The organism is Rhodococcus opacus B4 (genome assembly GCF_000010805.1).
GTDB classification, from domain to species: Bacteria; Actinomycetota; Actinomycetes; order Mycobacteriales; family Mycobacteriaceae; genus Rhodococcus_F; species Rhodococcus_F opacus_C.
This window is the reverse complement of the sequence record NC_012522.1, coordinates 5,199,756-5,221,733: the sequence shown is the minus strand read 5'-3', so window position 1 is coordinate 5,221,733 and position 21,978 is coordinate 5,199,756. Positions and strand designations below refer to the sequence as shown.

Here is a 21,978-nt window from a genome sequence, read left to right as displayed (position 1 = left end):
TCGTCCTTTCTGATCAGGCAAGTAGCGCGGTGCCACCGCGAATGAGCTGGGAGATGGTGTCGGGCAGCCGTTCCTGATCGGGGTCGTGGTGGCGGCCTTCCCGGTGCCGGCGCAGGTTGTGACCCATGATGGCCGCCATCTTCAATCGGCCGAGTGCGTTGAACCAGTTCATGTCCCGCAGTTCCGGGCCGTCCCCGGTGTAGAGGGCGATCAGTTCGTCCTCGGACGGCAGACCCGGCACCACGCGGCCCACGCCCGGAAAGTTCGCGCCGTCGGCGAAGACGAGGAACCAGCCCAGCTCGACCCGCGGATCGCCGAGACTCCAGATCTCCCAGTCGATCAGTGCGGCCGGCTCCGTGTCCTGCGCGAGGATGTTGCCGAGCCGGTAGTCGCCGTGCACCAGCGTCGGCGGCAGGGCTTCGGGGAGATCGGCGGCGAGGAGACGGAGCAGTTCGTCGCCCCCGCCCACGAGTTCGGGGGGAACGGCGCCCAGGGTGCGTTGCCACCGCGCCAGTTCCGCGCCGGGCGACAGCGGATCCCCGGCGGCCGGGATGGTGTCGACGGGCACGGCGTGCAGCAGCGGCAGCACCTCGGCGGCCCGGCGCATCCGCGCGGCCGCGACCGCCGGTTCGACGGGGGGTGTGTCGAGCACCGGCTCGAGTGATTCCCCGGCGACGCACTCCATCGCGAACCAGGCGGGCCCGCTCTCGTCGACGGCGACGATGCGGGGAACGGGAACCTCTGTCGTCCGGAGGGTGTCCATGATCCGGGCCTGGCGCAGCATGTCGTGCCGCCCGACGGGACGTTGGCCTTCGGGCACCGCCTTCACGACGAGGTCGCCGTCCCCGGTCCGGACCTTGTAGGTCAGCCCGGAATGTCCTCCGAGCAACGGCTCGAGCGGGCCGACGTCCAGTCCCGGGTTCTGCTCGCGCAGCCGCCGCGCCACTCGGTCGTCGAGGGTGATCGTCGCAGTCACGGGCGGGGCTCCCTCGGCAGGCCGAGCACGCGCTCGGCGAGGATGTTGCGCTGGATCTCGTCGGTGCCGCCGGCGATGCGGTATCCGGGCGCGCCGAGCACGTGCTCGGTCCACGCGAACGTTCCCCACTCACCCGAGTCGGCGATCAGATCGCGACCCAGCAGCAGCCGCACGACTTCCGACGTACGTGCCATGGTGTCGGTGGCGAGCAGCTTGCCCACCGATGCCTCCGGGCCCGGGTCCTTGTCGGCGACCACGGCGGCGGCCACCCGCATTCCGGTCACTCGCTGGACGTAGCTGCGCGTCACGAGGTCTGCGACCTTGTCGCGCTCGATCTCCGTCAGTTCACGGCCCAGGTTCCGGGCGAGTTCGACGGCGTGGTCCGCGTTGGCCAGGCCGAGGTTCCCGGCGTCGAGGCGCTCGGCCGCCAGCACGGTCAACGCGACCGGCCAGCCCTGGCCCACCGGCCCCAGCCGGTAGTCGTCCGACAGCTCGACGCCGTCGAGGTACACCTCGTTGAACGAACTGCCGCCGGTCATCTGGCGGATCGGCCGGACGGTGACTCCGGGAGCGTCCATCGGGATCAGGAAGACGGTGAGACCCGAGTGTTTGGCTGCGTCCGGGTCGGTGCGGCACACCGCGACACCCACGTCGGCGACCCGGGCACCGGACGTCCAGACCTTGTGCCCGGTGATCGTCCACCGGCCGTCGCGTTCGACGGCCCTCGTGCGGACCGCCGCCAGGTCGGATCCGGCTTCGGTTTCGGAAAAGAGCTGGCAGGCAATGAGGTCGGTGCGGAGCATCGCCCGCACGTACCGCTCGCGCTGGTCCGGGGTTCCCCACTGCGCGATGGCGGGTGCGACCAGTTGCTGGGTGACCGAGAACATTTCGGTGCGGCGGGGGACGTCGAACGCGTTCTCCTCCCGCCGGAACGCGAGCACGTAGGACATCGGCAGGCCGCGGCCGCCATATTCGACCGGCCAGTTCATCGAGCCCCAGCCGGCGTCGAACTTCGTCTGTTCGTACGCGCGGATGTGGTCGGTCTCTTCGCGCTCCTGCTCCGCGGTCCAATTCTCGAAGACCGCGACCGAGTCGGATCCCACTCCCCATTTGATCTGGGTGCGCGGTTCGGCGACGGTCCTCAGCCACGCCCGCGCGTCGTCCGCGAACTTGTCCAGGTCGGGCATCGTTGCTTGATTCATGGCTCTTCCTCAGACTGACAGGACGGTGCAGGCGCTGATCCCGGGGGCACCGTAGACGTGGGTGAATCCGATGCGCGGGTGTCCGGCGACCTGGCGGGCACCGGCCTCCCCGCGCAACTGCGTGACGATTTCGTGGATCTGCCGGAGACCGGACGCGCCGATCGGTTCCCCGTTCGCGATGCAGCCGCCGTCGGTGTTGATCGGGATCCGTCCGCCGATCTCCGTTTCGCCTGCGGCGATGAGCTTTTCCTGTTCGCCGTGCTCGCAGAATCCGCATTCGGCCATGTGCATGATCTCGGCGCCGCTCTCCGTGTCCTGGAGCTGCGCCACGTGCACATCGGACGGGCCGAGGCCGGCCTGCTCGAACGCCGCGGTTGCGACGGACGTGCTCACGCTGGGTGGGGTTCCCTCGCCCTGAATCGCCGGACCGAACACTTCGAAGGAGCCGAACCGGCGCGTGCCGGCCGCAATCCCCCGCAGTTGCACGGGTCGTCCGCCGAGGCGCCGGACCGCGGCCTCACTCGCCACGACCACGGCCGCACCGCCCTCGCCGGGCGAGCAGAACATGTACCGCGTCAGTGGGTCGTTGACCATGTCCGCTGCGGCGATCGCCGCAGCGGACATGGGTTCACGCCGCCAGGCGTTCGGGTTCAGGGACCCGTTGCGATATGCCTTCTCCGCCACGGCGGCCAAAGTGGGTGCGGTGATCCCGTGTTCGCGCATGTACCGCGCGATCTTGATGCCGAAGAACTGGGTGGTCACCATGAGACCTGCCTCGCCGTACCCGACGGGCAGACCCCAATCCTCCGGTGTGGGATCGAAGGCGCCGCGCGGATGTTTGTCGAAGCCGACCGCAAGTGCGATGTCGGCGGCGCCCGCACGTATGGCGTTGACGGCCGACACCAGTGCGCTACCGCCGGTCGCGCACCCGTTCTTGACGTTGGTGAACGGGATTCCGGTGAGTCCGAGTTCGGACACCAGGGTGTCGGCGAGCCCGGAACCGTCGCTGCCCCCGAACGCGACCTCGACATCGGTCCACCCGATGCCGGCGTCCGCCACGGCGGACGCGATCGCGTCCAGGGCCAGCCCGCGACCGGTCGTGTCCGGTTGCCGCCCGAATTTCGAGAGTCCGGCCCCGATGATCGACACGGTGGACATCAGCGGGTCTCCTTCGAATAGGCGTCGGTGGCGAACCGGGGCACCGGTGCCGTGGCGACCAAGGTCACCGGCGCCCCGTCGTCCAACTCGGCGAAGTCGTGGCATTCGAGCACGGCTTCAATCCTGATTCCCTCGGGGAGCTCGACGTAACCGACGGCGAACGGCGAGAACCCGTCCGGCGGCGGAACATACGGTGGGGATTTCGGGGCGAACCGCTGAACGGTGTACGCCCAGACCGTTCCGCGTGCACTTACCGGAAACGGCATCATCGACGTCCCGGCGCACCTCGAGCACACGCGGGTGGCCGGGAACGCGACCGCGCCGCAGTCCGAACAGCGGCGTGCGTCGAGCGCCGGCGCGGTGTGTGTCTCGCCCATCCTCATCCTCTCCTCGGGATTCGTATTCGCGGTCGGATCAGCGACCGACCCACTTCGGTTCACGCTTTTCGAGGAACGCGTTCACGCCTTCTCGCGCGTCCTCCGACTGCAGTGCGTTGCCGACGGCGAGGTGCTCCATCACCATGAGCGACTGGATGTCCGCGTCGAGACCGCGGTCGATGCACATCTTGGTGAGCTTCATCATGAACGGGCTCTTGTCGACGATCGGTGCGATGAATTCGGCGAGGAGCTTGTCCAGATCGTCGGCCGGCGCCGACGCGTTGATCAGGTCGAAGGCCTCCGCTTCCTTACCGGTGAGGAGCTTGCCGGTGAGCATGAGCTCCTTGGTCTTGCGCACGCCGATCATGCGCGGCAGGCGGTAGATCGGGCCCGCTCCACCGAACAGCGCACGCCGGATGTGGAAGTCGCCGATACGGGCGTCCTCGGCGGCGATCGCGAAGTCGCACGAGATCATCAGCTCGAAACCGCCTGCGGTGACAAAGCCTTCGAGTACCGCGACGGACGGGGTGTTCATCGAGTACAGGCGGTCGCACACCCGGGCAGACAGCACCGCGACATCCATCGCGGTGGTGGAGCCGACGTACTTCTCCCGCAGCTCGTCGAGGTCGAACCCCGAGCAGAACGTGCCCTCACGCCCACGCAGGACCAGGACCTTCAGGTTGGGGTCGCTGTCGACCTCCACGATGATCTCGTCGAGGCGGTGCAGCAGTTCGACGGTGACCGCATTCTTCTTGTGCGGGCGGTTGAGCCATACACGGGCGACGTCGCCGTCCTTCTCGAGCACGATGTGGTCGGTGTCCACCATGTCGGTGTCCTTTCAGGGAATGAAACTGAACTGGATTCACTTCAGTTGTACTGGGTAGAGGGGTGCCCGTCAATAGCGGGGAAAGAGTTTTCGTTTTCGGCCGCCGGCAGGCGGCCCGGTGTCAGAGTCCGACGAGATCCGCGATGCGGCTGCGGTGCGCCCGCGAATCCCCCAGCAGCGGTTCGTCGCCGAGCGCGCGGCGCACGTAGGAATGCGCCGCATGTTCCCAGGTGAAGCCGACTCCCCCGTGCAATTGCACGGCCTCCGAGGCGGTGGCAATCACGGCCTCGGTGCACACCGCTCCCGCGACAGCGGCCGGAAGGGCCGCGGCGCCAGGATCTTCCGAGAACGCGGCCGCGGCGTACCGCGCCGCCGATCGGGCCTTCTCCAGCTCGACGAGAGTGTTCGCCAGTCGATGCTTGACGGCCTGGAACGATCCGATCGCCCGGCCGAACTGGCGGCGCTGCATGGCGTATTCCACTGTGCCGTCGAGTAATCGCTCGATCATCCCGACATGTTCGCAGGCCAACCCGATCACTGCGAGGCTGTGCAATTCCTCGACCGCGCGCGGTGCCTCGCCGGGTCCGACGAGACGTACCGCCTCCACGTCGTCGAAGAGCAAAGTCGCCTGCCGCCGACTGGGATCGACCACCGGAAGTTCCGACCTCCGCACCGACGCGGTCCGCAGATCGACCGCGTAGAGACCGGGGCCGTCTTCGGACCGCCCGAGGAGCACGACCACATCGGCCGCCCCACCCTGCACGACGTTCGTTGCGCGACCGGACACCGACCATCGGTCGCCGACCCGGGTGGCGTCGACGAAGTCGGTCTGCTCGGTCAGGGCGGTCACCGTGGCGACGAGTTCGCCCTGGACCACTCGATCGAGCACTTCCTCGACCCGGGGCGATCGCTCGGCCGCGAGCAGGGCGTGAACTCCCAGGGTCGCGGACGTGAGCACGGGTTCGCTCACCAGCGCGCGGCCGCACTCCTCCAGAACGATCCCGAGTTCGACCACGCCGTACCCCAGCCCGCCGCGATCCTCGGGCACCGCCAGCGCGGCGACGTTCATCTCCTTGACGAGCAGCGACCACAATTCGGGGGAATACCCGATCTCGGATTCGGCGGCGAGGCGGCTGTCCTCGAGCGTCGAATGCCGGTCGAGCAACCGGCGAAGGACGTCCCGGATGTCGTCGTGCTCGGCGACGGGGGTCATCGCCAAGGGTTCGGTCTCGGGCCAGGGGCGGGCATGGGAGGACGGCATTGAACTCTCCTTGAAATTGACGTGAGTTCAGTTTAGTTTCGCGGAACCCCAGACGGCAAGAACTCTCGACAGACCCACCGCTGTTGAACTAAGTTCATTTCATGACCGATGCACTCGTGATCGAGCAGTATTACGCGATCCTCGACAGCGGCCGGATCGACGACGCAGTGGCCCTGCTCGACGAGCAGATCCAGTTCGCCATAGTCCTCCCCGGTACCGTCCGCCGCGGCCACAGCCGCGCCGACATGCTCAGCTACCTGCGGGGACGTCCCCCGGTCGACCGCCGGCACGTACTGCTCCGCACGAGCAGGGCCGGCGACGTCCAGTTCGCGTACGGCTCCGTCGTCGAAAACGAGACGAAGACAACCGGCTACTTCCTCGCCGCCATGCACCTCGACGCCGACGGTGGCATCGACGCCTATGAGGTGTCCTTCGACACGGAATTCAGCATTCTCTCGAAGGAGTTGGCCCATGACACACGCGACTGACCTGGATCGGGAGACCTCACCGACCCCCACACTGGTCGCGTGGTTCGCGATCATGGATTCGGACGACCCCGACCGCGTCCTGGGCATGATCACCGACGATTTCCGGATGTCGATCCAATTCTCCACCGGCGGCGGCAATGCCGCCGAGTTCGTCGGCGATCGAGCAGGCCTCGTCGGCTACCTGCAGCAGCGCGAGAAGAGCGTGCTGGTGCACGAGGTCCTGGCGGGTGCTCGGGTGGGAGACGTCGAGCTTGCGCTGGGACGCACCACGCGGAACGGCGAATTCGAGGCCTCGTTCAACACCTCGGCGCAACTCGACGAGTCGGGTCTCGTGCGGAGATTGCTCATCTGCCGCACACCCGAAATGTCGTTCGACCTCTGAACCCCCTGTGAGTACTTGTTAACCGCGGGCGGTTAACAAGTACTCACAGGGGGTTTCTATGACGTGAGGTCGTACAGCGTCACGCCGTCGACGGTGACGGCGGTGAAGTTCGCCTGCACCCAGGTCGAGATTTCCGACGCCGTGCCGTCGCCCCCCATGCCGCCGCCGCGGCCGCCGGAGATGAAGTAGTGGATCCGACCGTCGGCCACGTACTGCTGGAACTGCTCGATCGTCGGTGACGGGTCACTGCCGTTGAACCCGCCGATCGGCATGACCGGATCCTCGGTGGCCAGCTGGTAGCCGGACGCACTGTTGGATCCGATGGCCGCGGCCACCCAGGTGTAGTTGCCGGAATCCTGCTCCAGCAGCGACACCAGTTCCGCGCCGGGGTTGCTGCCGGAGAGCAGTCCCCCGGCAGCGCCGCCGCCCATGGCTCCCATGCCGCCCATGCCGTCGGTGGCACCTGCCGTCGCGCCGTTCGTCGCGCCCGGTGCGGTACCACCCGGCATGGCGGGCATCGCTCCGCCTGCCGCGCCTGCCGCGCCGTCGGTCCGACCGCCCATGCGTCCGGCACCGTCCGTGCCGCCGGGTCCACCCATTCCGCCGGGGCCGCCGCGCCCGCCTTCGACGGTGGGTCCCGCCGAGACGATCGAACCGGTGTGTGGCGTCGCCATGGTGTTCACGGCGTACGCCGTCGGTCCGGCGAGCCCGGTGAACATCGCGGCCAGCGTGACGACGGCCGCGATCCGGCCCCGGGTCAGGGCCGGGATCAGCACCGCCACCGCAGCGAGAACGCCGACGACGACCACCGCCCACTTCAGCCACGGCACGAACGACGCGCTGCGTCCGAGCAGCACCCAGGACATGGCCGCGGTGGCCAGGAGTGTCGCGGCGAGAACCGCACGCACCCACAGCATGTCCCGTCGTCGCCACAGCGTCACCGAGCCGATCGCCACCAGCGCGGCAACGGCCGGCGCAAGCGCGACGGTGTAGTACGCGTGGAAGATTCCGGCCATGAAGCTGAACGTCAGTCCGGTGACGAGCAGCCACAGACCCCACACGAGGAACGACGCACGTTGCGTGTCGACGCGGGGCGCCCTGCCACGCAGTGCGAGACCAGCGACGAGCAGGATCAGCGCGGCCGGGATCAGCCAGGCGATCTGACCGCCCTGGGCCGATTCGAACATGCGCGTGATGCCGGTGCTTCCCCACATTCCGCCGCCCCCGCCGGGACCGCCCGCGGGCATGCCTGCGCCCGCAATGGCCTCGCCTGCACCGCCCATCGCCGCCGCGGCATCTCCGCGACCGCCGCCGGGCGTGACGCTGCCGGTCTCCTCACCGTTCAACCGGCCGAGGCCGTTGTAGCCCAGGGTGAGTTCGAGGATCGAGTTGTTCTGCGAACCGCCGATCCAGGGCCGCGACGACGCCGGCCAGAGTTCGACGGTCAGCAACCACCAGCCCGCGGAGACGATCATCGCGCCGAGCGCGGCGAAGCACTGGGCGAGACGTTTGCCGAACTTCGGCGGTCCCGCGAAGAGGTACGTCAGGGCGAGCGGCGGGACGACGAGCATCACCTGAAGCTGTTTGGTCAGGAACCCCAACCCGACGAACACGCCGGTCAGCACCATCCACCGGGTGCGTCCGCCCTCGACGGCGCGCAGCAGCGCCCACACGGACGCGATCATCAACAGCACCAGCAGGGCGTCCGGGTTGTTGAACCGGAACATCAGCACGGCGATCGGCGTCAGCGCGAGCACCAGTCCCGCGAGCAGACCGGCCGGAGCGCCGAACCACCGCTTCACCGTGGCATACAGCAGGGCGACGGAACCGACGCCGAGCAGGGCCTGCGGCACGAGCATCGCCCAGGAGCTGAGGCCGAAGATCCGGACCGACAGCGACATCAGCCATAGCGACATCGGCGGCTTGTCGACGGTGATGGAGTTTGCGGCGTCGGAGGAGCCGAAGAAGAACGCCTTCCACGACTCCGACCCCGCCTGGACCGCGGCGGCGTAGAACGAGTTGGCCCAGCCGGAGGCGCCGAGCCCCCAGATGTACGCGACCGCGGTCCCGACGAGCAGTGCGGCGAGCGCCCAGGGCTCCCACCGCCTCCGGGCAGGAGGAGGTTCGGCCGCGTCGACCTTCGGTTCTTCGAGGGTCGTGGTCATGCGTGAACTCCTTCGGGACGAGCGTTCCGAAACACCCAGCGAAGGGCTATGAAACGGCTGATGGTGGCAACGAGGTTGGCGAGGACGAGGACGGCGAGTTCGACGTGCTTGGACGCGTCCGGGGCCGCCGAGTGCAGGACGTACAGGGAACCGCTCGTGAGGAACAGTCCGAACGCGAACACGAGCAGGCCCTGCATCTGATGCCGGGCGGCGCCCTCGGATCCGCGGACCCCGAACGTGAACGCGCGGTTCGCGGCCGTGTTGAGCACGGCCGTGACGAGCAGTGAGACGGCGTTGGCCCACTGCGCGCCCAGGACCGGATGCAGAACCAGGTAGAGCAGCGCATACGCGACGGTCGAGGCGACCCCGATCACGGCGAACCGGGCCATCTGCCCGACCATTCCGCGGGGAACTCCGGGCACCAGCGGCTCGCGCCCGAAGCTGTCACGCAGGCTGCCGATCGGCAGCGATCCGGTGGACAGCGCCCGGCCCACCCGCCACACCCCCTTGAGGTCGGCGACCGCGGTCGCGACGATGTCGACGCGACTGTCCGGGTCGTCGACCCAGTCGACGGGGACCTCGTGGATACGCAGGCCGGCGCGTTCCGCGAGCACCAGCAGCTCCGTGTCGAAGAACCATCCGGTGTCCTCGACCAGCGGCAGCAGGCGCTGCGCGACGTCGGCGCGCATCGCCTTGAAGCCGCACTGCGCGTCGGAGAATCGCGCATGCAAGGCGCTGCGGAGGATGAGGTTGTAGCTGCGGGAGATGAACTCCCGCTTCGGGCCCCGGACCACCCGCGACGAGCGGGCGAGGCGGGATCCGATGGCCAGGTCCGAATGCCCCGACAGCAGCGGGGCGATCAGCGGCATCAGGGCGTTGAGGTCCGTCGACAGGTCGACGTCCATGTACGCCACCACCTCGGCGTCGGAGGTACTCCACACCGCACGCAGGGCGCGGCCGCGCCCCTTCTCGTCGAGGTGCACGACGCGGACGCCGTCGATCTCGGCGGCCAGGCGGTGGGCCACGGCGAGGGTGGCGTCGACGCTGGCGTTGTCGGCGATGGTGATGCGGGCGGAGTAGGGAACGTTCTCGTCGAGGTGCCGCCGCAGCCGGCGCACGCAACGTTCGAGTCCTGCTTCCTCGTTGTAGACCGGCACGACAACGTCGAGCACGGGCGCGGTCTCGGAGGTTCCGGAAGTCTCGAGTCGTCCCATGGCGCCCGGTGCGCGGGAGAGGGAATTCGTCGTCATGCGTCCAAGATTCGGCCCGTACGCTCCGACCACTCTGGACGGAGGCTGGGAGTTTCCTGTGCGCTTCGCCCCCGTGAGTACTTATCAACCGCGGGAGGTTGATAAGTACTCACGGGGGGCGAAGCCGCATAATGGCGGCCATGGGATCTGTATTCAGCGCCATCATCAACGGAGATCTGCCCGGACGGTTCGTGTGGGAGGACGAGGACGTCGTCGCGTTCCTCACCATCGCCCCCGTCACGCAGGGCCACACCCTGGTCGTACCTCGCAAGGAGGTGGACCAGTGGCAGGACGTCGACGGTGTGATCTGGAACAAGGTCATGGACGTCGCCCGCACGATCGGGCAGGCCGTCCGCCCGGCCTTCGACGCGCCGCGCGCGGGACTGCTGATCGCCGGGCTCGAGGTGCCCCACCTGCACCTGCACGTGTTCCCCGCCTACGACCTCGGCGATTTCAACATCAGCAATGCCGAGCAGAACCCGTCCCAGGAGTCGCTCGAGGAGGCGCAGGCGAAGCTCAAGGCGGCGCTGCGCGAACTCGGCCACGGGGACAACGTCCCCGACTGACGGTCAGCTCGACCGCGGCAGTTCCACCCGGAACGTGGCACCTTCGCCGGGTCTGCTGTCGACGGTCACGGCCCCTCGGTGGGCGGCGACCAGGGCCGCGACGATCGACAGGCCCAGCCCGCTGCCCCCGCTCTCCCGGGTACGGGACGCGTCGGTGCGGTAGAACCTCTCGAACACCCGGGCCGCGTCTTCCTCGGTCAGTCCGGGTCCGGTGTCGGCCACCTCGAGCACGACGCTGTGCTCGGTGGTGCCGAGCCGCACCGTCACGTCCGCGGTGGCGGGGGTGTGTTTGACGGCGTTGGCGAGCAGGTTGCCGAGGACCTGCCGCAGCCGGGCCTCGTCACCGATCACCTCCGGTGTGCCGGGACCGGGGCGGACGTCGAGGGTGATGGACCGCTCGGGGGCGACGGCACGTGCCCCGTGCACGGCGTCGGACGCCACCGACAGCAGGTCGACGGGCCGGGTCTCGAGGGGACGCTGGGCATCGAGCCGGGCGAGCATCAGCAGATCCTCCACCAGGAGACCCATCCGCGACGCCTCCCCCTCGATGCGGTTCATCAGGGTTTCGGTGTCGGTCATCGCGCCCTGCCGATACAGTTCGGCGAAGCCGCGGATCGTGGTGAGCGGGGTGCGCAGTTCGTGACTCGCGTCTGCGACGAATCGCCGCATCTTCTCCTCGGACCGCCGCGCCGACTCCTCCGACGCTTCGGTGGCGGCGAACGCGTGCTGGATCTGGGCGAGCATTCCGTTGAGCGCCACGGACAGTCGCCCGATCTCGGTACGGTCGTCCCGTTCCGGGACGCGCCGGTGCAGGTCTCCCGACGCGATCGCCGCGGCGGTCTCCTCCACTTCGACGAGGGGACGCAGACTGCGCCGGACCACGAAGTACGCGACCACGCCCAGGGCGATCAGCACGACCACCCCGATGATGAGTTGCAGCACGACCAGGCGGTTCACCGTTTCGTCGTTCTCGGTGAGCGTCATCGCGACGGTGGTCTCGGTTCCGTCCGGCGCGGTCGTGGTCAGCACCCGCCACCGCACGTCGGAGTTGTCGGTGGAACCGACCGTCACGGGCACCGATGCCGGGTCCGCCGGCAGTGCGGGCGAGACGGATTCGTCGTTGATCTCGCGCAGAACCGTTCCGTTCGCCAGTGTCGTGCGGACGTAGAACGGGCTCGGCGGGCGACCGGGATTCGGTTCGTCCGGCGGCGGCAGCGGCCGCGACTTGCCGGGCTTGGCCCACCCCTGGGCCGCGTCGTGCAACTGGTGATCGACGCGGTTGGTCAGCGAATTCTCGAGCGCCGACGTCACCGCGACACCGGATGCGAGCAGGCCGAGCGCCGACAGAAGTAGCACGGCGCCGACGAGGGTGATCCGCAGCGGCATCGCCCGGATCCACCGTCGCGCAGGCCTGTTCGGGACGGCGGCGACCACCTCGGCCGACTCCCGGGGAGCCGCGGGCGCGGTCATCGCCGCGGTTCTCGCATCACATAGCCGACGCCGCGGAGGGTGTGGATCAGCGGCGTCTCGCCGGTGTCGACCTTCCGGCGGAGGTAGGACACGTACGACTCGACCACCCCGACCTCGCCACCGAAGTCGTAGTTCCAGACGTGGTCGAGGATCCTCGGCTTGCTCAGTACCGTGCCGGCGTTGACCATGAAGTACCGCAGCAGCGTGAACTCCGTCGGAGACAGCGACACCAGATCGCCCGCCTTCCAGACCTCCCGCGTGTCGTCGTCGAGTTCGATGTCCGCGAACTTGATGCGGGCCGACTGCTCCTCCACCGACACCTTGCCGGCGCGCCGCAGGATGACGCGAAGCCGTGTCACCACTTCTTCGAGGCTGAACGGTTTGGTGACGTAGTCGTCCGCACCGAGGGTGAGGCCGCTGATCTTGTCCTCTACCGCGTCCTTCGCGGTGAGGAACAGCACCGGCGCGTCCACACCGTCGGCGCGCAACCTCTTGAGCAGACCGAACCCGTCCATTCCCGGCATCATGACGTCGAGAATGACGGCGTCCGGGCGGAAGGTGCGCGCCGTGTCGAGTCCCTCGGCCCCGGTCGACGCCGTCGCCACCTCGAATCCCTGGAATCGGAGACTCACGGAGAGCAACTCGAGGATGTTCGGTTCGTCGTCGACGACGAGGACGCGGGCTTCGACAGGCTTCTCATTCACGCAACCCATCATCACTCTTGACGCTGGATCGTCGCTGTAGGTTTCCTGGGAGGTTCCTGTGAGCCGGTAGCGCGGGCCGGGTCGGACTGATTCCGATCGTCAGTTGACGACGATATTGAGGTTCAACACTACCCCGCCGAACGTCAGGATCGTGTTGGCCAATCCGAGTGTGACACCACTGTTGAGCGCCCCGAGCAGTCCCAGCATCATGACCTCCATCGTCGCCCCTGCGAAGGGGTGTGTGCGCGCTGTCCGTGCGCGTTGCGGATGACACTAAGTCACGTTCGAAGAATTCGTGGCGACACGCGCACGCAATTTCCCTGAATAAAATCACCTATTCTTCTCGAGCGAAAAAGGGTGAAATTCCGGGCGCATGAGCGAGGATGGGACAGTTGCGCTCCGGCGCCCCGGCCCTCACGGTCGCCGCACACAGAACAACCCCGCCGTCGAGCCGACAGCGGGGTTGCTGGAGTGGAGTTGTCTTGACAGGCAGTAAGTTCAGGCGACGACGTTCAGGTTGAGCACCACTCCACCGAACGTTCCGATCGTGTTGGCGAGTCCGAGGGTGAATGCGCTGTTGATTGCGGCGAGCAGTCCGAGCATCATGATGCGCCTCGTTATCTTCCGTGGTATATGCACAGAATTCACTGTTTCGCTCGACAATAAATGAGGCGACATCGATCTGCGAGATATTCGGCGCATTCGCGCCCCGTGCGCGCCTGAGGAGTGTGTGTACTCGCTCACCACTCACGGGCGCGGAGCGCCCCGTTGGGTACCGTGGAAATCGTCGACACGACATCCGGACGAGCGCACCGTACCCGGCCAGCGACAAGACGGTGCCCGGAGGTTTGTCATGGCGTGGATCGTGCTCGTGCTGTCGGGGATCCTGGAGGCCGTCTGGGCCACCGCCCTCGGCCGGTCGGAAGGCTTCACCAAACTCGGGCCCAGCGTCGTCTTCGGCGTCGCACTGATTCTCAGCATGGCGGGCCTGGCCTTCGCGATGCGCAGTCTTCCTATCGGAACGTCGTACGCGGTGTGGGTGGGCATCGGTGCGGCCCTGACCGTCGGGTTCGCGATGGTGACCGGTGCCGAAAGTTCGTCACTGGTGAAGATCCTGCTGATCCTGGGCATCGTGGGATGCGTCGTCGGGCTGAAGGTTCTGCACTGACCGGATCGAGCCTCGATGATTGTGTGCCGCGGGTTACAGTAATTTCATGAACCTGGTGTCGTTGATGACCCTCCCGGTGCGCGTCGGTCTCGCGGCCGCCGATGTCGGCCTCGGTATCGCAGAGGCCAGCCTGGTGACCGTCCGGACCGCAGTCGCCGGGACCGGCGTGGTCACCGGCATGAACAGCCAGGGCAGCCCGCTGCAGGTGATCAGCCAACTGTCCTCGCTGGCGGCCAACGACCGGCCGCTGGGGCAGGCGCTCCAGCCGGGCGGTCCGCTCGACCGTCTCCTCGCTCCGGGCGGTCCCGTCGACCGTCTCACCTCGGAGGGCGGCACCCTCGAACGACTGCTCGAGCCGGGCGGCCCGCTCGAGCGGGTTCTCGCGAAGGACGGCCCGCTCGACCGGGTGCTCGCCGAGGACGGCACCCTCGAGCGTCTGCTCGCCAAGGACGGTCTGCTCGACCGTCTCACCGCCGAGCAGGGACCGCTCGAACGGCTGACAGCGAAGGACGGTGCGGTCGAGCGGCTCACGGCCCCGGACGGTCTCGTGGATCGGGCGCTCGCCGAGAACGGCATCCTCGACACCCTGCTGTCGGAGGGCGGCGCGTTCGAACGCCTCATCGCCGAGGGCGGCCCGCTCGATCAGATCGTGGCGCTGTCCGAGACGTTGACTGCTCTGGCGCCCAACCTGGAGCGGATGAGCGCCAGCATCGACTTGCTGCAGGAGACGGTGGGCATTCTCAGCGCGGCCGTCGGTCCGCTCGGCGAACTGGCAGGCAAGTTGCCGGGGCGCTGGCTCAACAAGGGCAAGGGCGATCGTCCGGGCGTCGACTACACCCTCGGCCCCGCCTGACCGCGGCGACGCTGCCGCCAGTGCCCACACGGGACGGTCTCGGAGCGACCGGCCGACACTGACCGACACCTGCCTCTGGTATGTATTTCGCATGACACGAACCATCGTTGCGCTGTTGATCCCGGCCGCCCTGCTGCTCGGGGCGTGCAGTTCCGAATCGACCACCACCGAGGCCGAGTCCCCGGCGAGCGCAACGACCGAGGCCACCGAGGCGTCCTCCGCAGACCTGCCCGCGGTCGCGGACCTGTGCAAGGGCCTCCTCCAGTACGCGAACGGTGCGGAAGCCCGTGCGCAGCAGACCGGGGAGACGTTCGACCGCACGAAGGCCCTCGACGACCTCTTCACCCAGTCGGCCGAGACGGCGGAGTGGAAGGACGCCCCGCAGGAGCGCAAGGATCAGATGATCCAGGCCTACGACGCCGCCAAGACCGGGGCCTGCTGACTCACTCCCCGATCGAGGACCGGACCTGTCCTCAATCCTTCGTAGCGTCGTCTGTATGACCGACACGACGAAGTCCATCCGACCGTTTCACATCGACATCGCGCAGGCGCGCAGCTCGACGATCTCGCCGATCGGCTCGCGCGGACCCGGTTCGGCACCCCGCTCCCGGGTGACGACTGGGAAACCGGTGTGCCCACGTCCTACCTGGTCGAACTCGTCGAGTACTGGCGCGACGAGTTCGACTGGCGGGCGCAGGAGAAAGCACTCAACTCGATCCCGCAGTTCGTGACCGAGATCGACGGGCAGAACATCCACTTCCTGCACGTGCGCTCCCCCGAGCCGGACGCCCTGCCCCTCGTCCTCACCCACGGCTGGCCGGGTTCGTTCGTCGAGTTCCTCGACGTGATCGGGCCCCTCACCGACCCCGCGGCGCACGGCGGCAACCCCGCGGACGCATTCGATGTAGCCGTGCCGTCGCTGCCCGGATTCGGCTTCTCCGGGCCGGTCCGTGAATCGGGCTGGAACGCCGAGGCGTGGGCGGAACTGATGAGCCGGCTCGGATACGACCGTTACGGGGTCCAGGGCGGCGACATCGGCGCGGGCGTGTCGCCCGCATCGCCCGGGACGCGGTGGTCGGGGTGCACCTCAACGGCAACGTCGGCGTTCCGTTCCACGAGTTGGACGAGGCGGAACGGGCGAGCCTGACACCGCTGGAGCAGGACCGCCTGGACCGGGTGTCGCGGTTCATGACCGACGAGTTCGGCTACATCTCCATTCAATCCACGCGACCCGCGACTCTCGGCGCCGCGCTCGCCGATTCACCGGTCGGTCAGCTCGCCTGGATCGTCGACAAGTTCCGTGAGTGGACGTATCCGCGGGAGGTGCTCCCCCACGACGTCGTCGGCATCGACCGCCTGCTCGCCAACGTCATGCTGTACTGGCTCACCGACACCGCATCCTCGGCCGCGTATGTCGGGTACATGCAGGAATATTCTTGGGGCGCCGACAATTCCGTGTCCGGCGTCCCGACCGCCGTCATCGTCTTCGCCCACGACGTCGGCATCCGCCGCTACGCGGAGCAGGAGCATGCAATTACGCGATGGACCGACGTCGAGGATCGCGGCGGCCACTTCGCCGCACTCGAGGAGCCCGAGACACTGACCGCGGACATCCGGGAGTTCTTCGCCGGACTCCGCTGACCGATCCGGAGCGGTCAGATCAGGCTCGAGATGAGGAATGCGGCGAGCAGCACGCCGACGAGAACGGATCCGGCGGTCGTGGCCGCGAGGACCACCGACCCGGTCACGGTCATCGCAGGCACGGCGGCGACGAGCGCGGCGATGAGTGCGGTCCCGAGCGAGAAGTGGCGGTCGGGCTCGACGTGCTCATTCTTCGCGTGCCGGGGAGTACGTGTGCGGAGCGCATTGTGGGTGGCAAGGGTCATGGTTCGATTTCCCGTCTGGAGTCGACATTCGGACCAGTGGCCGGGGTACACGAGGGGCGGTGACCGGGCCGACGCTGTCGGCGGTGTCGTGCGGGCCCGTGCTGTTCGCGATCTACAGCGGTCGCGCGCCGACGACGCAAGGTGTGTTTCGTTCGGCTATTGCACTTGTTCTCTCCCTACCGCGACCGGGGAAATATTCTTCCGTCGCAACCTGTCCGGGTCGTCAACTTATCTGTCGTCCGCGACCCGGGATCGTCACTCGGCGGAGATGCGTCCGCCGGACCCCTCGAGCCGGGAGGCGAGGTCTGCGTTCTCGGATTCCAGCGCAAGGATGCGCTGAATCCCGGCCAGGTTCACTCCGTCCTCCATGAGCTGCGCGATGCGCGCCAGCCTGACCAGATCGTCGTCGCTGTATCTGCGAGTGCCACCACTGGTTCGGGCGGGTGTGAGCAATCCACGGCGTTCGTAGAGTCGCAAGGTCTGCGGACCTATGCCCGTCAGCTCGGACGTCACCGCGATTCCATATACCCCGCGGTGCGATTGGGGCAGTGTTTCGATCGTCACGACAAGCTCCCTTCTGCTCAAGGAACACCTGATGTTATCAAATGGGTGAAATGAATCTGAACTTCGCGGTATAGATTTTGCGTCCCGCGATCATCACGAGCAGGCCGCTGCCGCGGAGCGAGGGGACGCGTGCCGTAATCTCGGACTCGAACCGAACACGAACCGACGCGGCCCTCGCAGGGTTCGTGGAGGTGTCGTGGCCACGAGTGCCACGGCCCCTGCGCCAGAGACGAGAGAACTGTGCCCCGCACACAGGAACACGCCGACCGTTACCGCGACGCCCTGACCGCACTCGCCGCCGCCACCCAACGGCCGGCAAATGTGGTCAATACCGGTGCGGGCTATGCGATCCGGGTCGATTTCGAGTTCAACCGGTACCTTCTCGCGTCCAACGCAATCGACGGACTCACCGACAGCACCGAGGACGCATCCGAGTGGCGGGTCAGCCTGTTCCAGGGTGCGGCCGACGGCACGTCCGACGAATTGCTGGCCACCGCCGGGCACGCGTGGCTGGTGGACGCATTCGACCTCGCGTTCGCCGACATTCGGGCCGCAGGTAAATGGCAGTCGGCCGACGCGTCGTTCGACGAGTTCAACCCCACCAACGACCAGTCCGCGAGCTGAGCGGGCGCCGCTCAGGCGCGATCCGGGACCTCGGATCGGACGAGTTGCTCGAGTTCGGCGTTCCTCGCCGCGAGGACCGCGTTCTCGGCCTCGAGCCGAAGAATCTGGCCGATGCCGATGAGATTGACTCCGGCGGCGACGAGTTCGGTGATCTTGTGGAGGCGCGCGACGTCGTCCTCGCTGTAGCGGCGGGTTCCACCGCCCGTGCGAGTCGGTGTGATCAACCCGCGCCGCTCGTACAGGCGCAGCGTCTGCGGTCCGATACCCGTCAGCTCCGACGTTACCGAGATCCCGTACACACCCCGCTGCGAACGAAGCGGTACATGAGAGGACGTCACAGGATCTCCCTTCTTCTCAGGGCGCATCAATCCTAGCAAGGCCCGGGGAACACAATGTGCCGCGGGGCGCACAGGTTCGATCCGAGAATTGTGCGCCGCCGTTCCACCGGCGTCACATCGTTCTGAGCGACATCCCGTACTCGACGCGAGTCGAGGCTACCTGGCCGGACCAGCAATCTTGCCGATTCGGCTTGAACTTCCCGTCCGACCGCTGTAGAACAAATCTATATTCTTCAACGCAGATTAGTTCTCACGACGAGGTCGCACGAAGGAGAACCGATGACCACGCACAACGCGGAGAACACGCCCCACGACGGGGAAGTCCTGGTCCTGGGCGCAGGCAGCGGCGGAGCGATCGCCGGTGGCCTGATCGCCACGCTGGCCCTCAGCGCACTGACCCTCCTCTCGTCGCTGCCGACCTGACCGGCCACGCTCCCCCCGACCATTCCCCTCACGACAGGACATCGCGCTCATGCCCGCCCACTCCGCATCCCACGCCTCCGTCAGCAGCACTGCCGCGCGAGGCGGAGCAACGATGAGCACCGAGGAAATCAAGGCCCGGATCGAGGCGATGTTCGCCGACGAGGCCACCGACGCATCCCCCGCACTCGTCGAATAGCGGCGCCTGAGCCGATGACGGCCGATCAGAGAAGGGCAGAGCCATGACTGCGACCACCCAGCTCGTCGAACCGTCGTGCGAAATCCGACGCATTCCCGCGCGGACGAAGCCGACACATCGCACCGCCTCCCGCGAGCGGGACCAGTACCGTGACGTGCCCGCGCAATGCGCGGCCATCGGCCGGCTCGCCGCCTCCGACCCCCGCCGCGAATTGCTGCGACAGCGACTGATCGAGCGGTGCCTGCCGCTCGCCGAACACATAGCCCGGCGATTCCTGGGTCGCGGAGAACCCCTCGACGACCTGATCCAGGTCGCCCGCCTCGGCCTGGTCAAGGCCGTCGACCGCTTTGATGCCCGCTGCGGGGCGAGCTTCGTGTCCTACGCAGTCCCGACGATCACCGGCGAAGTGCGCAGGCACTTCCGCGACACCGGCTGGGCGATGCATGTCCCGCGCAGCATGCAGGAACTGCACCTGTCCCTCACGAACGCGACAACCGAACTCACCACCACCCTCGGCCGGGCGCCGACCGCGAGCGAATTGGCCGAGGCCCTGGGAATCGACAAAGACGAGGTGGCACGGGGACTGCGGGTCTCCGACGCCTACAGCACCCTGTCCGTCGATTTCCCGCTCGGCGAGGACGAGCGCCCGCTGTCGGAGACGATCGGCGACGTCGACCCGTCCCTCGCCCACGTCGAGGACCATGTCGTCCTCGAACCGCTGCTGGGATCCCTGCCCGACCTCGAACGCACCGTCCTCGTCCTGCGATTCTTCGGCAACATGACCCAGTCGCAGATCGCCGCGCGGGTGGGTGTCTCGCAGATGCAGGTGTCCCGGCTGCTGTCCAAGACCCTGGCGGACCTGCGCGGGAAGCTCGCGGATGCCTCCGTTCAGACGTCCTGACCGGCCAAGAACTCCTCACACGTCCGCTTGCCGGTAGTGCCGCCCGCAGCAGTGGGACGACCCGACATCCGCCGGCGGCGACGACCCCGGCGTTCACGATCGTCGACGGAAAGATCACCGAGATCGACGTCATCGCGGAGCCGGATCGCGTTCGCCGACACTATCTCGCCGTCCTCGGGGACTGACCGGTCACCCGAACCGGGTGATGACCGCCGGCGCCGCGACCCGCAGCATGGAGGTAGTCGACACTCCGGGAGAGGGACGCGAACGTGACTACTGCCTCGGACGACGATGCCCCACCCCAGAGCGCGGCTGCGCCGTCGCCGTTCCCGCCGATCGCCGACTATGCCTTCCTGTCGAACTGTCACACCGGGGCGCTGATCGCGCCGGACGGTTCCGTCGACTGGCTGTGCGTGCCCCGGTTCGACTCGCCCAGCGTGTTCGGCTCCCTCCTCGACCGCGAGGCCGGGATGTTCCGGATCGGCCCGTTCGGCCTCAACGTACCGGCGTCCCGCCAGTACGAGCCGGGAACCAACACCATCTCGGCGGTGTGGAACACCCCGACCGGGTGGGTGAACGTGCGCAGTGCGCTGACGATGGGCCCGACCCGCGGTGAGGACACCGTCACTCCGCACACGAGGCCGCCGGCGGACGACGACGCCGACCACATGCTGGTCCGCACGGTCACCTGCCTCGACGGCAGCGTGGAGGTGGAGTTGGTGTGCGAGCCCGTGTTCGACTACGGACGTGCACCGGCGGAGTGGGTTCTCGTCGACGGCGATCGGCACACCGCCGACGCGAGCGGAGCGGGGCTCATGCTGCGCCTGAAGACGGACATGGCGCTCGGCATCGAGGGTGGCCGGGTTCGCGCGCGCCACATGCTCGAGAAGGGCGAAACGCTGTACTGCGCGCTGACCTGGGCGGCGGAACTCGTCGCGCCGGAGACGACGGAAGAGGCTGTCGCACAACTCGATGCGACTTCCGCGTTCTGGCGGCGCTGGTTCAGTCACGCCCGTTTCCCAGACCACCGGTGGCGTGAGGCGATCCAGCGATCCGCCCTGACCATAAAGGGCCTGACATACATGCCGACCGGCGCCACCGTCGCGGCCCTCACGACGTCGCTACCGGAAACTCCGGGCGGCGAACGCAATTGGGACTACCGGTACACGTGGATGCGGGATTCCACGTTCACGCTGCAGGCCCTGCACTACCTGAATCTGGACTGGGAGGCCGACGAGTTCATGCAGTTCATCGCCGACCTCGAGTCGAACGGCGACGGCGCGCTGCAGATCATGTACGGAATCGACGGCACCCGCGACCTGACCGAGTCGACCCGCGACGACCTGTCCGGCTACGCGGGCGCGCGTCCGGTGCGGATCGGCAACGGCGCGTTCGATCAGCGGCAGAACGACGTGTTCGGCGCCGCCCTCGACTCGATCCTGCTGCACACGGTGCGCAGCAAGCGCCTTCCCCGGCGGCTGTGGCCACTCGTGCAGCAGCAGGCGGCATGCGCCTCGGCGGTGTGGCGCAACCCCGATCAGGGGATCTGGGAGGCTCGCGGCGCACCGCAGCACTATGTGTCGTCGAAGCTGATGTGCTGGGTGGCGCTCGACCGGGCGTCGAAGATCGCGGGCATCCGCGGCGACCGGGCGGCCGAGGACACCTGGCGTGCCACCGCCGAGGAGATCCGCGCCGACATCCTCGCGCACGGGGTGAAGGAGCGGGTGCTGCGCCAGCACTACGACACCGAGGCGCTGGACGCGTCGACGCTGCTCGCCGCGGTCTTCGGATTTCTTCCCCGCGGGGACGACCGGCTGCGCGCCACCGTCGACGCCATCGCGAACGATCTCACCGAGGACGGGTTCGTCCTGCGCTACCGCACCGGCGAAACCGACGACGGGTTGTCGGGCCGGGAAGGCAGTTTCCTGATCTGCTCGTTCTGGCTGGTGTCGGCCCTGACCGTGGTCGAACAGGTTCAGGAGGCAACCGATTTGATGGAGCGACTGGTCAGCGTGTCGTCTCCGCTGGGTCTGTACGCCGAAGAGTTCGACACGAGCACCGGTCGTCACCTCGGCAATTTTCCGCAGGCGTTCTCGCATCTCGCGCTGATCGAGGCCGCGGGGCGCATCATCCTGCACGAGCGGATGCGGGAACTGATGTGAGCCGAGGCGCGGATCGCGACGTCCGTGACCGTACGCTG

At 67.7% G+C, this 21,978-nt stretch carries 24 protein-coding genes, 1 pseudogene and 1 riboswitch; of the genes and pseudogenes, 12 read left to right on the top strand and 13 right to left on the bottom strand.

Annotated features, from left to right (window positions below; all coding sequences use genetic code 11):
* Window positions 1-13 precede the first annotated feature (13 nt).
* From ROP_RS24035 to ROP_RS24010, 6 genes are all read right to left on the bottom strand, one after another.
* Window positions 14-976 (bottom strand): phosphotransferase family protein, encoded by a 963-nt coding sequence (locus tag ROP_RS24035; RefSeq protein WP_015888604.1) that lies wholly within the window; start codon window positions 974-976, stop codon window positions 14-16.
* On the bottom strand, window positions 973-2,178 hold the full coding sequence (locus tag ROP_RS24030) for an acyl-CoA dehydrogenase family protein (RefSeq protein WP_015888603.1): 1,206 nt from the start codon (window positions 2,176-2,178) through the stop codon (window positions 973-975). The genes ROP_RS24035 and ROP_RS24030 overlap by 4 nt, the downstream gene beginning before the upstream one ends.
* A gap of 9 nt (window positions 2,179-2,187) precedes the next feature.
* The gene (locus ROP_RS24025) at window positions 2,188-3,336 is read right to left on the bottom strand and encodes a thiolase family protein (RefSeq protein WP_015888602.1); all 1,149 of its coding nucleotides are present in this window, start codon (window positions 3,334-3,336) and stop codon (window positions 2,188-2,190) included.
* Complete coding sequence (locus ROP_RS24020; protein WP_015888601.1) at window positions 3,336-3,713, bottom strand: Zn-ribbon domain-containing OB-fold protein; 378 nt, start codon at window positions 3,711-3,713, stop codon at window positions 3,336-3,338. The genes ROP_RS24025 and ROP_RS24020 overlap by 1 nt, the downstream gene beginning before the upstream one ends.
* Before the next feature lie 37 nt (window positions 3,714-3,750).
* Complete coding sequence (locus ROP_RS24015) at window positions 3,751-4,539, bottom strand: enoyl-CoA hydratase/isomerase family protein (RefSeq protein WP_015888600.1); 789 nt, start codon at window positions 4,537-4,539, stop codon at window positions 3,751-3,753.
* Between the two features lie 121 nt (window positions 4,540-4,660).
* Window positions 4,661-5,800, bottom strand: a complete 1,140-nt coding sequence (locus ROP_RS24010; RefSeq protein ID WP_193384864.1) for an acyl-CoA dehydrogenase family protein — start codon at window positions 5,798-5,800, stop codon at window positions 4,661-4,663.
* 101 nt (window positions 5,801-5,901) lie between these two features.
* On the opposite strand from ROP_RS24010, the gene ROP_RS24005 reads away from it, so the two are divergent.
* Window positions 5,902-6,288, top strand: a complete 387-nt coding sequence (locus ROP_RS24005) for a hypothetical protein (RefSeq protein ID WP_015888598.1) — start codon at window positions 5,902-5,904, stop codon at window positions 6,286-6,288.
* Window positions 6,272-6,670: a hypothetical protein gene (locus ROP_RS24000; protein WP_015888597.1), complete on the top strand. Its 399-nt coding sequence runs from the start codon at window positions 6,272-6,274 to the stop codon at window positions 6,668-6,670. Before ROP_RS24005 ends, ROP_RS24000 begins: the two co-directional genes overlap by 17 nt.
* Window positions 6,671-6,726: 56 nt before the next feature.
* Here ROP_RS24000 and ROP_RS23995 read toward each other — a convergent pair whose 3' ends face one another.
* Window positions 6,727-8,835: an ArnT family glycosyltransferase gene (locus ROP_RS23995; protein ID WP_015888596.1), complete on the bottom strand. Its 2,109-nt coding sequence runs from the start codon at window positions 8,833-8,835 to the stop codon at window positions 6,727-6,729.
* Window positions 8,832-10,085: a bifunctional glycosyltransferase family 2/GtrA family protein gene (locus ROP_RS23990; protein WP_015888595.1), complete on the bottom strand. Its 1,254-nt coding sequence runs from the start codon at window positions 10,083-10,085 to the stop codon at window positions 8,832-8,834. Before ROP_RS23990 ends, ROP_RS23995 begins: the two co-directional genes overlap by 4 nt.
* Before the next feature lie 140 nt (window positions 10,086-10,225).
* On the opposite strand from ROP_RS23990, the gene ROP_RS23985 reads away from it, so the two are divergent.
* Complete coding sequence (locus tag ROP_RS23985) at window positions 10,226-10,651, top strand: HIT family protein (RefSeq protein WP_015888594.1); 426 nt, start codon at window positions 10,226-10,228, stop codon at window positions 10,649-10,651.
* Window positions 10,652-10,654: 3 nt separating this feature from the next.
* Here ROP_RS23985 and ROP_RS23980 read toward each other — a convergent pair whose 3' ends face one another.
* Entirely contained in the window at window positions 10,655-12,037 is a 1,383-nt protein-coding gene (locus ROP_RS23980) for a sensor histidine kinase (protein WP_043826772.1), read from the bottom strand.
* A gap of 80 nt (window positions 12,038-12,117) precedes the next feature.
* Window positions 12,118-12,834 carry a response regulator transcription factor gene (locus ROP_RS23975; RefSeq protein ID WP_005561510.1) on the bottom strand — a complete coding sequence of 239 codons (717 nt, stop codon included), beginning with the start codon at window positions 12,832-12,834 and terminating at the stop codon, window positions 12,118-12,120.
* 772 nt (window positions 12,835-13,606) lie between these two features.
* A riboswitch (guanidine-III (ykkC-III) riboswitch) is annotated at window positions 13,607-13,668 on the top strand.
* A 10-nt stretch (window positions 13,669-13,678) separates the two neighbouring features.
* Between ROP_RS23975 and ROP_RS23960 the strand changes: the two genes are divergently transcribed.
* The 4 genes and pseudogenes from ROP_RS23960 to ROP_RS40555 all read left to right on the top strand — a co-directional run bounded on the left by ROP_RS23960 (window position 13,679) and on the right by ROP_RS40555 (window position 16,487).
* Window positions 13,679-13,993 carry a DMT family transporter gene (locus ROP_RS23960; RefSeq protein ID WP_009477809.1) on the top strand — a complete coding sequence of 105 codons (315 nt, stop codon included), beginning with the start codon at window positions 13,679-13,681 and terminating at the stop codon, window positions 13,991-13,993.
* Between the two features lie 46 nt (window positions 13,994-14,039).
* Window positions 14,040-14,846 (top strand): hypothetical protein, encoded by an 807-nt coding sequence (locus tag ROP_RS23955; RefSeq protein ID WP_015888591.1) that lies wholly within the window; start codon window positions 14,040-14,042, stop codon window positions 14,844-14,846.
* Between the two features lie 91 nt (window positions 14,847-14,937).
* Window positions 14,938-15,288: a hypothetical protein gene (locus ROP_RS23950; protein ID WP_015888590.1), complete on the top strand. Its 351-nt coding sequence runs from the start codon at window positions 14,938-14,940 to the stop codon at window positions 15,286-15,288.
* A gap of 55 nt (window positions 15,289-15,343) precedes the next feature.
* Window positions 15,344-16,487: pseudogene (locus tag ROP_RS40555) on the top strand (epoxide hydrolase family protein).
* Window positions 16,488-16,501: 14 nt separating this feature from the next.
* Here ROP_RS40555 and ROP_RS23935 read toward each other — a convergent pair.
* Window positions 16,502-16,732 carry a hypothetical protein gene (locus ROP_RS23935; protein ID WP_015888587.1) on the bottom strand — a complete coding sequence of 77 codons (231 nt, stop codon included), beginning with the start codon at window positions 16,730-16,732 and terminating at the stop codon, window positions 16,502-16,504.
* A 255-nt stretch (window positions 16,733-16,987) separates the two neighbouring features.
* Window positions 16,988-17,296 carry a MerR family transcriptional regulator gene (locus ROP_RS23930; RefSeq protein WP_015888586.1) on the bottom strand — a complete coding sequence of 103 codons (309 nt, stop codon included), beginning with the start codon at window positions 17,294-17,296 and terminating at the stop codon, window positions 16,988-16,990.
* Window positions 17,297-17,536: 240 nt separating this feature from the next.
* On the opposite strand from ROP_RS23930, the gene ROP_RS23925 reads away from it, so the two are divergent.
* Window positions 17,537-17,920: a hypothetical protein gene (locus ROP_RS23925; protein WP_015888585.1), complete on the top strand. Its 384-nt coding sequence runs from the start codon at window positions 17,537-17,539 to the stop codon at window positions 17,918-17,920.
* Window positions 17,921-17,931: 11 nt separating this feature from the next.
* Here the strand turns inward: ROP_RS23925 and ROP_RS23920 are convergent, their stop codons facing one another.
* Complete coding sequence (locus ROP_RS23920; RefSeq protein WP_015888584.1) at window positions 17,932-18,258, bottom strand: MerR family transcriptional regulator; 327 nt, start codon at window positions 18,256-18,258, stop codon at window positions 17,932-17,934.
* 279 nt (window positions 18,259-18,537) lie between these two features.
* Between ROP_RS23920 and ROP_RS43550 the strand changes: the two genes are divergently transcribed.
* From ROP_RS43550 to ROP_RS23905, 4 genes are all read left to right on the top strand, one after another.
* Complete coding sequence (locus ROP_RS43550; protein ID WP_043825229.1) at window positions 18,538-18,681, top strand: hypothetical protein; 144 nt, start codon at window positions 18,538-18,540, stop codon at window positions 18,679-18,681.
* A 49-nt stretch (window positions 18,682-18,730) separates the two neighbouring features.
* On the top strand, window positions 18,731-18,877 hold the full coding sequence (locus ROP_RS43545; RefSeq protein WP_167315962.1) for a hypothetical protein: 147 nt from the start codon (window positions 18,731-18,733) through the stop codon (window positions 18,875-18,877).
* A 43-nt stretch (window positions 18,878-18,920) separates the two neighbouring features.
* Window positions 18,921-19,778 carry a SigB/SigF/SigG family RNA polymerase sigma factor gene (locus tag ROP_RS23910; protein ID WP_015888583.1) on the top strand — a complete coding sequence of 286 codons (858 nt, stop codon included), beginning with the start codon at window positions 18,921-18,923 and terminating at the stop codon, window positions 19,776-19,778.
* 269 nt (window positions 19,779-20,047) lie between these two features.
* A complete protein-coding gene (locus ROP_RS23905; protein ID WP_015888581.1) occupies window positions 20,048-21,940 on the top strand; it encodes a glycoside hydrolase family 15 protein in 1,893 nt (630 codons plus the stop codon).
* The last annotated feature ends 38 nt before the right edge of the window (window positions 21,941-21,978 follow it).

Bases quoted from the DNA above. Each gene is read 5' to 3' on its own strand.
- ROP_RS24025 (WP_015888602.1), bottom strand. From the start codon at position 3,336: ATGTCCACCGTGTCGATCATCGGGGCCGGACTCTCGAAATTCGGGCGG.
- ROP_RS43545 (WP_167315962.1), top strand. From the start codon at position 18,731: ATGCCCGCCCACTCCGCATCCCACGCCTCCGTCAGCAGCACTGCCGCG.
- ROP_RS43550 (WP_043825229.1), top strand. From the start codon at position 18,538: ATGACCACGCACAACGCGGAGAACACGCCCCACGACGGGGAAGTCCTG.
- ROP_RS24005 (WP_015888598.1), top strand. From the start codon at position 5,902: ATGACCGATGCACTCGTGATCGAGCAGTATTACGCGATCCTCGACAGC.
- ROP_RS23975 (WP_005561510.1), bottom strand. From the start codon at position 12,834: ATGGGTTGCGTGAATGAGAAGCCTGTCGAAGCCCGCGTCCTCGTCGTC.
- ROP_RS23950 (WP_015888590.1), top strand. From the start codon at position 14,938: ATGACACGAACCATCGTTGCGCTGTTGATCCCGGCCGCCCTGCTGCTC.
- ROP_RS23955 (WP_015888591.1), top strand. From the start codon at position 14,040: ATGAACCTGGTGTCGTTGATGACCCTCCCGGTGCGCGTCGGTCTCGCG.
- ROP_RS23990 (WP_015888595.1), bottom strand. From the start codon at position 10,085: ATGACGACGAATTCCCTCTCCCGCGCACCGGGCGCCATGGGACGACTC.
- ROP_RS24020 (WP_015888601.1), bottom strand. From the start codon at position 3,713: ATGGGCGAGACACACACCGCGCCGGCGCTCGACGCACGCCGCTGTTCG.
- ROP_RS24010 (WP_193384864.1), bottom strand. From the start codon at position 5,800: ATGCCGTCCTCCCATGCCCGCCCCTGGCCCGAGACCGAACCCTTGGCG.
- ROP_RS23935 (WP_015888587.1), bottom strand. From the start codon at position 16,732: ATGACCCTTGCCACCCACAATGCGCTCCGCACACGTACTCCCCGGCAC.
- ROP_RS23985 (WP_015888594.1), top strand. From the start codon at position 10,226: ATGGGATCTGTATTCAGCGCCATCATCAACGGAGATCTGCCCGGACGG.
- ROP_RS23995 (WP_015888596.1), bottom strand. From the start codon at position 8,835: ATGACCACGACCCTCGAAGAACCGAAGGTCGACGCGGCCGAACCTCCT.
- ROP_RS24000 (WP_015888597.1), top strand. From the start codon at position 6,272: ATGACACACGCGACTGACCTGGATCGGGAGACCTCACCGACCCCCACA.
- ROP_RS23960 (WP_009477809.1), top strand. From the start codon at position 13,679: ATGGCGTGGATCGTGCTCGTGCTGTCGGGGATCCTGGAGGCCGTCTGG.
- ROP_RS24015 (WP_015888600.1), bottom strand. From the start codon at position 4,539: ATGGTGGACACCGACCACATCGTGCTCGAGAAGGACGGCGACGTCGCC.
- ROP_RS23980 (WP_043826772.1), bottom strand. From the start codon at position 12,037: ATGCCGCTGCGGATCACCCTCGTCGGCGCCGTGCTACTTCTGTCGGCG.
- ROP_RS23910 (WP_015888583.1), top strand. From the start codon at position 18,921: ATGACTGCGACCACCCAGCTCGTCGAACCGTCGTGCGAAATCCGACGC.
- ROP_RS24030 (WP_015888603.1), bottom strand. From the start codon at position 2,178: ATGAATCAAGCAACGATGCCCGACCTGGACAAGTTCGCGGACGACGCG.